10 protein-coding genes are annotated in these 13,104 nt (G+C 40.5%); 5 read left to right on the forward strand and 5 right to left on the reverse strand.

All coding sequences use genetic code 11. From position 1 onward, the window contains the following. Positions 1 to 16: 16 nt before the first annotated feature. Positions 17 to 1,288 carry a serine hydroxymethyltransferase gene (gene glyA / locus D9T12_RS07365; protein ID WP_130537567.1) on the reverse strand — a complete coding sequence of 424 codons (1,272 nt, stop codon included), beginning with the start codon at positions 1,286 to 1,288 and terminating at the stop codon, positions 17 to 19. Positions 1,289 to 1,639: 351 nt separating this feature from the next. Between glyA and ettA the strand changes: the two genes are divergently transcribed. The 3 genes from ettA (at position 1,640) to D9T12_RS07380 (ending at position 6,902) form a co-directional block, all read left to right on the forward strand. Continuing rightward, positions 1,640 to 3,307 carry an energy-dependent translational throttle protein EttA gene (ettA, locus tag D9T12_RS07370; RefSeq protein ID WP_130537568.1) on the forward strand — a complete coding sequence of 556 codons (1,668 nt, stop codon included), beginning with the start codon at positions 1,640 to 1,642 and terminating at the stop codon, positions 3,305 to 3,307. A 375-nt stretch (positions 3,308 to 3,682) separates the two neighbouring features. Continuing rightward, entirely contained in the window at positions 3,683 to 4,597 is a 915-nt protein-coding gene (locus D9T12_RS07375; RefSeq protein ID WP_130537569.1) for a sensor domain-containing diguanylate cyclase, read from the forward strand. Positions 4,598 to 5,147: 550 nt separating this feature from the next. Beyond that, on the forward strand, positions 5,148 to 6,902 hold the full coding sequence (locus D9T12_RS07380) for a methyl-accepting chemotaxis protein (RefSeq protein ID WP_130537570.1): 1,755 nt from the start codon (positions 5,148 to 5,150) through the stop codon (positions 6,900 to 6,902). Positions 6,903 to 6,990: 88 nt separating this feature from the next. Here D9T12_RS07380 and D9T12_RS07385 read toward each other — a convergent pair whose 3' ends face one another. Together D9T12_RS07385 and D9T12_RS07390 are read right to left on the reverse strand one after the other, a co-directional pair. Beyond that, a complete protein-coding gene (locus D9T12_RS07385; RefSeq protein WP_130537571.1) occupies positions 6,991 to 8,850 on the reverse strand; it encodes a diguanylate cyclase domain-containing protein in 1,860 nt (619 codons plus the stop codon). Continuing rightward, the gene (locus tag D9T12_RS07390; protein WP_130537572.1) at positions 8,834 to 9,295 is read right to left on the reverse strand and encodes a nucleoside deaminase; all 462 of its coding nucleotides are present in this window, start codon (positions 9,293 to 9,295) and stop codon (positions 8,834 to 8,836) included. The genes D9T12_RS07385 and D9T12_RS07390 overlap by 17 nt, the downstream gene beginning before the upstream one ends. A gap of 277 nt (positions 9,296 to 9,572) precedes the next feature. On the opposite strand from D9T12_RS07390, the gene D9T12_RS07395 reads away from it, so the two are divergent. Together D9T12_RS07395 and D9T12_RS07400 are read left to right on the forward strand one after the other, a co-directional pair. Beyond that, positions 9,573 to 10,067 carry a DsrE family protein gene (locus D9T12_RS07395; RefSeq protein WP_206199080.1) on the forward strand — a complete coding sequence of 165 codons (495 nt, stop codon included), beginning with the start codon at positions 9,573 to 9,575 and terminating at the stop codon, positions 10,065 to 10,067. 81 nt (positions 10,068 to 10,148) lie between these two features. Continuing rightward, complete coding sequence (locus tag D9T12_RS07400; protein WP_130537573.1) at positions 10,149 to 10,574, forward strand: tautomerase family protein; 426 nt, start codon at positions 10,149 to 10,151, stop codon at positions 10,572 to 10,574. Between the two features lie 27 nt (positions 10,575 to 10,601). On the opposite strand, the gene D9T12_RS07405 is transcribed toward D9T12_RS07400, so the two are convergent. Then, entirely contained in the window at positions 10,602 to 10,916 is a 315-nt protein-coding gene (locus D9T12_RS07405) for a hypothetical protein (protein WP_130537574.1), read from the reverse strand. Between the two features lie 95 nt (positions 10,917 to 11,011). Then, on the reverse strand, positions 11,012 to 12,931 hold the full coding sequence (locus D9T12_RS07410) for a 5'-nucleotidase C-terminal domain-containing protein (RefSeq protein ID WP_130537575.1): 1,920 nt from the start codon (positions 12,929 to 12,931) through the stop codon (positions 11,012 to 11,014). Between the last annotated feature and the right edge of the window lie 173 nt (positions 12,932 to 13,104).

The following is a 13,104-nucleotide window of genomic DNA, read 5'->3' on the forward strand; positions in this document are numbered from 1 at the left end:
ATTCGAATTTTTTGTCTTATTTATAAACTGGCTTCGCTGCACACAGTGCAGAAACTTTCTCACGAACGTCTGTCACAACTGCTTCATCCCAAGTTTCAGAAGCTTGGTCGCAAGCATCAATCACATCACACATCCATGTTGCTAAGTTTGTGCAATCTTCTTTTGTGAAGCCACGAGTCGTTGCCGCAGCAGTACCTACACGAATACCGGATGTCACAAACGGTGACATTGGATCATTTGGCACTGAGTTTTTATTGATTGTAATGTGCGCAGAATCAAGCGCTGCATCGACCAATTTACCCGTCAAGCCTTTTTCAATCAAAGACACTAGGAACAAGTGGTTTTCTGTTCCACCTGAAACCACATCACATCCACTCGCTTTAAACACTTCTGCCATCGCTTTTGCGTTTTCAACCACATTTTTACAATAAGTTTTCCATGAAGGCTCTAGACACTCTTTGAAGGCAACCGCTTTTGCTGCCATCACATGAACTAGGGGGCCACCCTGACCACCTGGGAAAATTGCAGAGTTCAATTTTTTCTCAATTTCTGGGTTTGAACGCGCCAGAATCAAACCACCGCGTGGGCCACGCAATGTTTTATGAGTCGTGGTTGTCACGACATCTGCAAATGGTACAGGGTTTGGATATTCATCACCCGCAATTAAGCCTGCAACATGAGCCATATCGACAAACAGGTAAGCGCCGACAGAATCCGCAATTTCACGGAATTTTGACCAATCAATCACTTGGGAATAAGCAGAGAAACCAGCAATAATCATTTTTGGCTTGTGTTCATCGGCCAACTTTTGCACTTCGTCATAATCAATTTGACCACTCACCGGATCAATTCCGTATTGAACCGCGTTATACATTTTTCCAGAGAAACTCACATGAGAACCATGTGTTAAGTGGCCACCGTGAGCCAGGCTCATACCTAGAACCGTTTCGCCTGGTTGAAGCAATGCCATGTAAACTGCTGCGTTTGCTTGAGAACCTGAGTGTGGCTGAACGTTTGCATAATCTGCACCAAACAGTTCTTTCGCACGATCAATAGCTGCTTGCTCAACGATGTCAGCAAATTCACACCCACCATAGTAGCGCTTGCCAGGATAACCTTCAGCATATTTATTCGTAAAATACGAACCTTGAGCTTCCATTACACGTGGACTTGTGTAGTTTTCAGATGCAATCAACTCAATATGAGATTCTTGGCGATTTTCTTCATTTTTAATCGCATCTGCAATTAGGTCATCGTATCCAGCGATTGTCATGGATTTGGTAAACATCGTTAAACTCTCCGTTATCAAAGACAAGCCAATTGGCAATGGGAAAATTTGTCAATTTGAGCATTGTAAAGACAAGACACCAAATGATTTTTTGTACGCCCATTGAACGGCCAATTGAAGTTGTAAATTTCAAAGCGGAAATTTTACCCTTTTTCGATGATTTAACCAAATTCAAAATCAATTCCATTTTCAAGCGCAAGACTTTCGCCATTTTCTTAGAATTTAAAGACTAAAACGTATAACAATCCCTTAACACCTTTATCTCAACACTAAATATCGTTAAACTTTCTCAAAATTTATTTATTGCAATGCCCGACAGGGTGTTTTCTAGAATACAAAGGACCACGTAAAATGGCACAATTTGTTTACACCATGAACCGAGTAGGGAAAGTCGTCCCTCCAAATCGTCACATACTTAAAGATATTTCTTTGTCTTTTTTCCCTGGCGCTAAAATTGGTGTTTTAGGTTTAAATGGTGCAGGTAAATCCACTCTTCTTCGCATTATGGCCGGAATCGATACAGATATTGTCGGGGAAGCTCGCCCACAGCCAGGCATTAAAGTTGGCTACCTTCCACAGGAACCACAACTAGATGAAACTCTGGATGTCCGGGGTAATATCGAATTAGCTGTTAGCGAAGTAAAAAATGCAATGTCTGAATTGGATGCGGTCTATGCCGCTTATGCTGAGCCAGATGCAGACTTTGACGCACTCGCCAAAAAACAAGCTGAAATAGAAGATATTATTCAAGCAATGGACGGTCATAACTTAGACCGTAATTTAGAAATTGCGGCAGATGCATTACGCCTTCCAGCTTGGGAGGCAGATGTATCAAAACTTTCTGGGGGTGAAAAACGTCGTGTTGCCTTGTGCAAACTGCTTCTTGAAAAGCCAGATATGTTGTTGCTGGATGAACCAACAAACCACTTGGATGCCGAATCCATTGCTTGGCTAGAGCGCTTCTTACTTGAGTTTCCTGGAACCGTTGTCGCCATCACACACGACCGTTACTTCTTAGACAATGCAGCACAATGGATTTTGGAACTTGACCGAGGTGAAGGAATTCCTTTTGAAGGCAACTATTCCTCATGGTTAGAGCAAAAAGAAAAACGTCTAGAGCAAGAGGCCAAATCAGAAGCTGCCCGTATGAAAACCATCAAAAATGAGTTGGAATGGGTACGTCAAGGTGCTAAAGGTCGCCATGCTAAATCTAAAGCACGTCTGGCACGCTTTGATGAATTAAGTTCTCAGGAATCTCAAAAACGAAATGAAACCAGCGAAATCTTTATTCCAGTTGCCGAGCGCTTAGGTGAAAAAGTTATTGAAGTGAACAATGTATCCAAAGGTTTCGGTGATCGTTTACTGATTGACGACTTGAATTTCCGTCTTCCTCAAGGTGGAATTGTTGGGATTATTGGTGCAAACGGGGCCGGTAAATCGACCCTTTTCCGCATGCTAACCGGTCAAGAACAACCTGATACGGGTTCGATTGAATTCGGTGAAACCGTTCAATTGTCTTATGTTGATCAAAGCCGTGATGCATTGAATGACAGTAAAACCGTTTGGGAAGAAATTTCTGAAGGCGACGATATCTTTATGGTGGGGAATATTGAAGTGAACTCACGCGCCTATTGCTCGCGTTTCAATTTCCGAGGTGGCGACCAACAGAAAAAAATTGGCCAACTGTCAGGCGGTGAGCGTAACCGAGTGCATTTAGCAAAAACACTTCGTTCAGGTGGAAACGTGCTTTTGCTCGATGAACCAACCAACGATTTGGATGTGGAAACACTTCGTGCTTTGGAAGAAGCCCTGCTTGAATTTGCTGGCTGTGCAGTGGTTATTTCGCATGATCGCTGGTTCCTGGATCGTATCGCAACGCACATGCTTGCATTTGAAGGCGATTCTCACGTTGAATGGTTTGAAGGAAATTTCTCGGATTATGAAGAAGACCTCAAACGTCGTAAAGGTGCGGATGCAGCTCAGCCACACAGAATCAAATACAAACCAATTAGCAAATAAAACTCTACTATCCCTTGCTGCAAAAGGCTTTTTTCTGCAATGCGTTGCTCATTTACTCACGTGTAAACTGCGCTACGCGTTTCGAATAAAAGCCTTTTTCGCTGAGGCCTAGCGAGTTTCATACTTCTTTAAATAGCTAAAACTATAAACTCCGCTTTAAATCGCATTTTTTCCTCGACCTAACTCGCTTTCGGTAGTTTTAAAAACTATCATTCTAAAATTACAATGAATGTTGATATTTAACGTCATTACTACTCACTATTTTTAAACTTTACCGGCCGGTAAAGATTTCATCCCCACCCACAGGTCAAAGTTTTGTTTGCATCTGCAAAAACCTTTTCTATAATCGAAACATCGATTTTGGGAGAGATATTCATGAGCGAACAGCTACAACACACTTTTTCACACTTAGAAGCAATCGCCAATGCGATGCCTGATCCGATTTTTATTATGGGACAGGATGGCACCTATCTTGACATTGTTGGCGGTCAAGAACGCACACTCTATGCCGACGGCTCGAGTCTGATTGGTAAAAAATACCATGATGTCTTACCGGAAAAAATGGCTGAGCGTTTTTTGAAGGTGGTACAAAAATCAATTACCTCTGGACGATTAGTCGAAATTGAATATCAACTAGCAAATAGTGAAGTCGATGGTGTGGATGCAGGCCCATCAGGCGGTCAGTGGTATGAAGCACGTGTTTATCCAGTGGACAGTGACAGTTATGGTCAACCTGCTGTGATTTGGCTGGCGATTAACATCACCGCCCGTAAGTACATGGAAGAACAAATTGAACACTTGTCTTCAAATGATCCTCTCACCAATCTGTACAACCGAGATTTCTTTTTAGATGTGCTAAATGAGGAATTAAACCGTGCCAAGATGAATAACCAGCCATTGTCACTCATTAAAATCAATCTGGATTGTTTTAAAAACATTACCGATGGTTATGGGCATGAAATGGGTGATAAAGCGATTCTCGGTGCGGCTCACGCCATTGAGAAAGTCGCCAAAGAGATGGGGCCGATTGGTCGATTGAGTTGCGATCAGTTTATGATTGCGTTGCCAGAAGTCAAAGCGGTCGATGCCTACCGAATCGGGAAACTGATTCAAGAAAAAATTTCAGGTCATAAGTTTAAATTGGATGACGGACAAACCACCTGTCTGACCTCTCATGCCGGAGTCACAGAATTGCGTGATTCTGAAGAAGACAGCCAAATACTCTTTAAGCGTGTTAATGAAGCAATTCAGAATTTAGCTGGCTCAAGGGAAATCATTAAAATTCAGTAAGATTGAAAATTACATAACAACAATTAACCTAGCCTAACAAATCTCGTCATAACTTACATAACTTAAGTAAGCCTTAAACGCCTGAGTAAGAACTCTTTTCTTTCGCCAAGGGCTGTTAAATATTTTTATCTATCTAACAGCCCTCCTTTACATCTATTTTCCTTGTTCCCCAAGAGCTAGTAAAGCGCGGTTTCAGGTAATTCAGCAATAGACCGTAAATGATTCATTCCAAAGTAAACATTTTAGAAAACATATAAACTCAAAAACCAATAACGATACAAATATTGTACAAAAAGCCTTATCTAAAATTAATTACCCAATCTTTTTCTATTTCCTCAATACTGAATGCGTGCGGATAATACATTACATACTTATACAAAACCTATACATTTAGATTTAATTCATTTAAGATGGATATAACAAAAAATATTATGAACCCAATAAAATAAGTAAAAAAACTTAATTCATTTTACTTATAATTTAAAGAATTCATTCATATACAAAATTCAATAGAATCAATTCATCATTAAGTTAAATCAAGGATATAGCTATGCTTTGTTCACGCCACCTGAAAACGATTGAAAAGCTTGAAAAAGAAATCTACGATTTAAAAGCGACACAGAAAGCGATTAGCCAAGCGCAAGCCATCATTGAGTTTGACACCCAAGGCAGGGTTTTAATGGCCAATAAGAACTTTAGTCATGTAATGAGTTACCCTGATAATGAAATTGTAGGCAAACACCACAGCCTGTTTATTGAAAAAGAATATGCCAAAAGCCCACAATACCAAAAGTTTTGGCAAAACTTAGCAAGTGGAAAAAATATTTCAGGACGCTTCAAGCGCATTGATAAATTCGGGAAAGAAGTTTGGTTAGAAGCTTCCTATTCACCAGTCTTAAATGAAAATGGTCATCCATATAAAATCATTAAAATCGCAAGCGATATCACTGAACAAGTACAGAAAGAAATCGAAAATCAGGGACTTATTGATGCCATTAATCGAGTGATGGCAGTCATCTCATTTGACCTCAAAGGAAATATCCTAAATGCGAACCAAAACTTTTTATCTGCATCGGGTTACAGTCAAGAAGAACTAAAAGGGAAACATCATCGCACTTTTTTAGAAAGTGATTATGCCAACTCTCAAGAATATGCAAACTTTTGGACAGACCTTGCCAAAAAAGGTTTTTTAACCGGTACTTTCCATCGTAAAAACAAACAAGGTGAAGATTTATGGCTTGAGGCAAGCTATAACGCCATACTTGATAAAAACGGTATTCCATCTAAGTTTGTTAAATTTGCTGTGGATGTCAGCGAAAATGAAAATACTCGCTACCTACAAAACATTATTCACCAAGCTTCGGGTGTTTTGCAAAGAATGGCTGAGGGCGACCTTACAGCACAAATGCCAAACCAAGACCGTTCAGTCAATATGTTTACACCACAAATTAAACAATTGACCGATAATATCCAGAATATGGGCACCAAACTGTCAAACGTCATTCACCACACCATTCAATCATCCTCTATCGTTTCTACAGCTTCAAACGAAGTCAGTGCAGGCGCAACGGATATTAGTCACAAAATACAAGATCAAGCTGCAGCCATTGAGCAAACATCAGCTGCGATGGAACAAATGACATCCATTGTGCAAAACAACTCGGATAGCGCCATACAGGCAAGCAAACTTGCTGCAGCAGCAAGCAGCAGCACCAATCAATGTGTATTGGAAATGGCAAATACAATTCATGCAATGAATGATATCCAAGACTCCAGCCATAAGATTGCTCAAATTGTTAACCTAATTGAAAGCATCGCCTTCCAAACCAACTTACTGGCTTTGAATGCGGCTGTTGAAGCTGCTCGTGCAGGAGAACATGGTCGAGGCTTTGCAGTCGTTGCAGGAGAAGTACGCTCCTTGGCACAAAAATCCTCACAAGCTTCTAAAGAGATTAACGTTCTCATCGAAGAAACCGTGAAGAGGATAGATCATGGTACACATCAGGCAACAAAATCCAGCCAATTGATGGAAGAAATTAATGCATCAATGTCTGAAATGAACACAATTGTTTCCGAAATTTCAGAGGCCTCTTCCGAACAACGTCAAGGAATCTTTCAGGTGAATCAAGCCCTTACACAAATTGATGAAGTAATGCAGGAAAATGCGTCACTCATTGAACAAACAGCTCAGGCATCTGCAAGCATGAAAGATCAAGCCCATAACCTACAACAAAACACTGCATACTTTGTTATAAGCCGAGAGAATCAACAATCATTAGAACAACAGCTGACTCAATCGATTTAAGGTTTTTACTTTGATAAACGGTAACTTTTTTGCTTTTGAGGCGTCAATTAAAACCGCCAAAAATTATGATGATATCAGTACAGTACAGTCAAATCTTATTCGATTGACTGGCAGCTTTAACCTTATACATCTGCTGATCGGCAATCTGAATCAGTTGTTGGATTTCTTCTGCCTCTTGTGGATAGTGGCTTACCCCAATACTGGCAGAAACCGTCAAGGATAAATTATTCACCAGCATTTCCGATTCAATCGCTGTTGAAATTTTGCCGATAACTTTGTCTAAATTCCGTTTATTGTGTAAATCCTTAATAATCACTAAAAATTCATCGCCAGACAAACGGCCAACTAAATCATTTTCTCTTAAGGATCGTTTCAGTCTGGTCGCTAGTTGTCTTAAAACTTCATCACCAACCAAATGGCCATAACGATCATTAATGCTCTTGAAGTCGTTTAAGTCAATAAAAAGAATCGCCATATGTTGCTGATGTCTTTTTGCATCAGCAATGGCTTCTTTAAAGAGACTTAGAACCAATGTACGGTTGGCAAGACCTGTCAGCTCATCATAATGCGCAGCTTGGTACAACTTTGCTTCCATGGCCTTTTCAGAAGTAATGTCTCTTGCCATACAGATGACTCGACTAAGACTTCTATCCTCAGTTTCAAATGGCAGGTTCGCCCACTGACATAAAAGTTGCTCACCATCTTTACGGATATTGGAGTTTTCAGGAACAATCAGTTCAAAGACATTTTGTCCTAATGCCTCATTGGCATAATACTGAAAAGTTTTTTCAGCCTCTCGGTTCCAGTTATAGATCATTCCATTGGTATCAATTTCCATCAAAGAGACTGGTGCATTCAAAAACAATGTTTCAAATTGCTGCCTCCGGATGTTCGCCAATTGATACTGTCGATAAAAAATAATCGCAAATAATAAAATTACACTGGATATGCCGATAGCATAATAAAACTGTTTTTTTAAGGCTTCATAGGCAAAGTCGACGGATTCATACATCAGCCCTTGAACATTATAATCTTCAGGAAGCAAGCCCAACTGGGAATAAGTATAGGCAATATGCTGCCAGCGCCCAGGATTCATATAACCTATTTCGACTAAATCTGGACGCATTAAATTTAGCATTTTTTCAGCTTCGTAACGCAGATGCTCTCGGCTTTTTCGTTGAGAAAAGTCAGAAAGAATGAACTCTATAATTTCATCAGGATGCTGCACGGCATACTTCCAACCCTCAATAGATGCTTTACGAAAGTTTTCGACAACCTTTGGTTGACGGTCTATCACATCCTGAGTGGTAAAAAGGTTATCGCCATAGAAATCAATTCCACTCGTAATTGGGCGAAACAACTGGTAATTAAGACCCTCTTCATCAAATGCAAACGTCTCGTCTGTTATATAAATAGACATCGCGACTACTTTCTCTTTGATCAGTTGCTTTATGTCAAAACTATGTTCGAACAATTTCAAGTGATCTACATCAATTCCTTCACTTTTCAAATAAGCAAGCAGTTCTAAAGAGTTTGCCTCCATCATAATCGACTCAGCGGCAAGCTGATGGATATTAGTGATTCCAGATGACTTAAGGGTAGCCAAAGCAAGTGGTGAGTGCTGCATAATTGCCGCTAAAACCACCACAGGGTCTCCCTTATGATAGTTCAACAAGAGCTCACTTGTTCCCACACCAAATTCCGCTTCACCGGAAAGCACGGCTTGAACAGGGTTTTTATCAGCACTCGCTTCAACCAAAGCGACATCCAACCCAGCCTCTTGGTAAAACCCTTTTTTAAGAGCTGCATAATAACCAGCAAACTGGAATTGATGCTGCCATTTTAAATGCAATTTAACAGGTGTTAAATCATCAGAACCTGCCGCGATGGATAAAGAAAATAAACTGCAAAACACCCATAACACAGCCGACCTAATCAGAAGAGTCACAACTACACTCTCCTATATCTTCATTCCAGATTTCTGGGTTATTTTCAATAAATTTCGCCATCAACTCAATACACCTTGAATCGTTCAATTCCACAACCTTGACTCCAGCCTCTGTAAGCCAATCCAAATGGCCTGAGAAATTTACTGATTCGCCTATCACAACAGTACCTATATTGAACTGGCGAATCAGTCCTGAACAGTACCAACAAGGTGCAAGTGTGGTGACCAAGATTTTGTCTCGATACGTCGTTTGTCGTCCAGCCTTTCGAAAAGCATCAGTTTCACCGTGTATCGACGGATCATCCTCCTGAACCCGCCGGTTACGCCCACGACTCAGCAATTTTCCACTAGAATCGAACAGCGCTGCACCAACCGGAACCCCTCCTTCTTGAAAACCAATCTCAGCTTCTTGAAGAGCTGATTCGAGTAATGCCCTATAATCCACTTTAAAACCTTTGCTTCACATTCGCCAAATAAACCGTAAATTAAGCCATAAAAAAGCATGCAAAACAAATAAATACTGTCAATAATATCAAGTAGATACTTACGAATTTTTAGAAAAAACAAAGGCAATTAAAAATTTGCGAACCTTTATGAAATTATTAAGATTCAATAGTCGTGTAATCAGTTAATATTTGTTACCGGCCGGTAAAAAATGATAATGTTTGTGTGAATGACATTCTCAAACTTTAAAAATAAATTTATCTCAGAGGATATAAATTATGAAAAAACTTATCACGTCAATTATGACCGCCATCGTGTTCTCATTGGCATTTTTCGGCCTTGTTCAAACTGCCCAGGCGGCTGATGATGGAGCAAAAGTGGTTTACCATGTAGATTTTAAAGATCCAACCCGTTATTCAGCCACTTTAACTTCCATTAACAATATTATGAACTTTTATGAAAATGAACTCATGGAACCAGAGATTCATTTAGTATTTGTCGGTTTTGGACTTCGCTTTACCACGGATGATGCCTTGAAAGGTACGCCTTATGAACATGATGCAGCTCTACTAGAACGACGTGACGAGCTAAAAGGTCGCTTAGACGCTTTAATGAACGTTCGCGGTGTGAAGGTTCACCTGTGTGATAAAACCCGTGATGAAGTCGGTTTAGCCAAAGACAAAGTCTATGATGGAATTGAGCTAACAACATCAGGTGTTGCAAAAATTGCCATTCTTCAGAGTGAAGGCTTCAGTTACTTGAAAATTCAATAACCCTCTTATCGACTAAACCCGCTTCAAGCGGGTTTTTTTATTACCCGATATCCTTAAGGTCAATCACAAGGAATCCAAGCAATGCCTTTAATTACAGTACATCTCCCAGAAAATACCTTTACCGGCCGGCAGAAACAGGAATTCGCCCAAAATGCGACTGATATATTACTGACGTTAGAAGGAATGGTGGAAAATCCAAAAGCGCAAAACTTAAGCTGGGTACAATTTTTAGAATTTACGACTAGTGACTTTTTCCTTGCTGGACACCCTGTCGAAAAACCGCACTATCGAATTGAAGTCAAAGTCTTCCAAGGCACAATGAATGCAGACAAAAAGCAGAAACTGACTGAACAGCTTACTCACTTAATCCTTCAATTAGAACAAACCGATAACAACCTGCTTAATGCGGCAAGAATTTGGATCATGATTGAAGAAGTGCCCAATGGTAACTGGGGAGGGGCCGGTAAGATTTATCGTATTGAGGATTTAATGCACATGATGCAATAAACCCTATCCACACTTTAGGAACTTGAACTAATAGTCTGATGAGGCGTTAATCAATTCATTATTCACTAAGTTTTTAGCCACATCTTGGCTAAATTGACCGGCCGGTAAATCGTCAATCCAGTCAGGTTGCTTTTCATTGGCTTCAAAAAAGGCATAACCCACCTTTTGCTCTTCACCTAGTTTTGCCATCATAAAAACCAAACGGCGGCCGGTTGTTTTGTGTTCTAACATACATGAGCCGTTCTTAGCCAATTGAAACTCACAGACCTCGTCTAACTCCTCATGAATTAACTTTGCAACTTCTTGCAACATTAAATATAGCTCTTTGTAATTTTCTACCATTTTTATCTCAACAATTTTTTTGCGTCATTAAAAACAAAAAACCCAGCACAGTCAAACTGTACTGGGTTTTTATTGTGTTAAAACCTAATTGAGAATTAAGCCATTTCACCTGGGTAGTTTTCGATACCTGGGTTGTTTTTAACACCTTTAAGCTTAGGATGGTTAACTTTCTGAAGCTTCGTATCACCTTTGTGACGACGTAGGTAATCAGCCGTTACATCCCACATTAAGCGACCTTCACCCACAGCTTCAACTTGCGCCCAACCAGCAACAGAGTATGTTTTGTTGGCTTCAAGAGGAGTACCATCATCCAAACGCATGTCAGAGATGCGGTTACCGAATGAACCATTTGGCTCACACGTATAGTCCATACCACCCAAACGAACCATATCACCACCAGATTGTAGGTATGGGTCTTTTTGGAATAGGTTTTCACAGATACCTTCTAGGATATCTTTCATTTGAGCACCCGTTACTTCAGACTTATAAGTTTCACCATAAGTCATTGAAGTCTCGTCCATAACACGTTCCATAGTGATAGTTTCACCCGCTAGAACTGAAGTACCCCAACGAACACCAGCAGACATCGCGATTTGAGTATCATGCTCTTCACGTAGAGAGTTTACGATAATTTGGTCCCAAGTACCCATGAAGTTACCACGACGGTATAGAGTGTCTTCTGCTACTGCTAGTTCTTCACCTAGGATTTCACCATAAGTCTTACCTAGACGATCTTTATTCACATACGCATCCGGACGACGTGATTCGATGATGTTTTCATCGTACTTAGTCATGTATAGGTCATCAATGAACTTCTGAACACCCGCATCCGCTTCAACAACGTTCGAGAATACCGGTAGCAATGAATAGTTAACGCCTTTCAGTTTGCCGCCTTGGATATCCAAATCCATACAACCAACATACTTACCGTTTGAACCAGCGTTTGTTACGTAACAAACACCACCTTCTGGTGTTTTAACGTTGATTGTTTTTGGAATACCATCATGCGTGTGACCACCGAATACAGCATCGATACCGTTGATGCGAGAAGCCATCTTGATATCAACATCCATACCGTTGTGAGAAATCATCACAACTGCCGCAACTTTTTCAGTTGCACGAATTTTGTCAACTGTCTCTTGAAGCGCGTCCTCACGAAGACCGAAAGACCAATCTGGGAAGTTCGATTGAGGGTTAGCATTTGCAGTACGTGGGAATGCTTGACCAACAATCGCAACACGCTCACCGTTAATTTCTTTGACGACGTATGGTTTGAAGGCACGAGCTTCATCTTCAGAATACAAACCAGTACCGTTATTGCGCTCCACCATTTCTAGATAAGCATCACCGAAAAGTGAATCTTCTTTGATACGGATGTTTTGAGCTACAAACTCACCTTTGAAGTTATTCAAGTTTTTAAGAACTTCTTCAGCTTTGTAAGTAAATTCCCAGTGACCAGTCATAATGTCAACACCGATTTGGTTTGACGCTTCAACCATATCTGCACCACGAGTCCATAGTGCTGTACCAGAACCGTGCCACAAGTCACCACCATCCATAGTGATAGTGTTTTGTGAACCACCGGCTTGATCTCGCAACATATCTAGAACTGTTTTAAGGTGTGCAAAACCACCAACCTTACCGTAAGTTTCAGATGCATCTTGGAAGTTTAGGTAAGTAAATGCATGCGCTAACTCAGGATTCTTGCTCGCATCAATATTTAATTCTTTAAGTAGCTTATCGCCTACAACGTGTGGAAGCTTACCAAACGCAGGACCCACACCTAAGTTCACATTCGGCTCACGGAAGTAAATAGGCTTCAACTGAGCGTGTGTATCTGTAATGTGAAGTAGACGAACCTTACCTTTCATAGGACGGTTGTAAATCTCTGCTGAAGCTTTCGCAGCAGCTGCTTTATCCGCACCACCAGACATTGCTGACGCTGTACCAGGTAACATACCTGCCGCAGCAGCCAATGACATTACATGAAGAAATTCTCGGCGATTTAAAGACATCAGGTCTCTCCGTTGTTATTAATTTGATCGCTTAAAACGATTGTATTTTCTATCCAAACCTTAACGGTTCGAGGCATTATAGGGGCTGCGCCCTTTAAAATTGCGCTCAAATGTAAGGGTTGAGTTATTTAAAGTCAAATAAAGGAAAATTATTTTGGTAAAGAAAATATTTA

Source organism: Thiomicrorhabdus indica, assembly GCF_004293625.1.
In the GTDB taxonomy this organism is placed as follows: domain Bacteria; phylum Pseudomonadota; class Gammaproteobacteria; order Thiomicrospirales; family Thiomicrospiraceae; genus Thiomicrorhabdus; species Thiomicrorhabdus indica.

Bases quoted from the DNA above. Each gene is read 5' to 3' on its own strand.
- D9T12_RS07375 (WP_130537569.1), top strand. From the start codon at position 3,683: ATGAGCGAACAGCTACAACACACTTTTTCACACTTAGAAGCAATCGCC.
- D9T12_RS07380 (WP_130537570.1), top strand. From the start codon at position 5,148: ATGCTTTGTTCACGCCACCTGAAAACGATTGAAAAGCTTGAAAAAGAA.
- D9T12_RS07395 (WP_206199080.1), top strand. From the start codon at position 9,573: ATGAAAAAACTTATCACGTCAATTATGACCGCCATCGTGTTCTCATTG.
- glyA (WP_130537567.1), bottom strand. From the start codon at position 1,288: ATGTTTACCAAATCCATGACAATCGCTGGATACGATGACCTAATTGCA.
- D9T12_RS07400 (WP_130537573.1), top strand. From the start codon at position 10,149: ATGCCTTTAATTACAGTACATCTCCCAGAAAATACCTTTACCGGCCGG.
- D9T12_RS07410 (WP_130537575.1), bottom strand. From the start codon at position 12,931: ATGTCTTTAAATCGCCGAGAATTTCTTCATGTAATGTCATTGGCTGCT.
- ettA (WP_130537568.1), top strand. From the start codon at position 1,640: ATGGCACAATTTGTTTACACCATGAACCGAGTAGGGAAAGTCGTCCCT.
- D9T12_RS07405 (WP_130537574.1), bottom strand. From the start codon at position 10,916: ATGGTAGAAAATTACAAAGAGCTATATTTAATGTTGCAAGAAGTTGCA.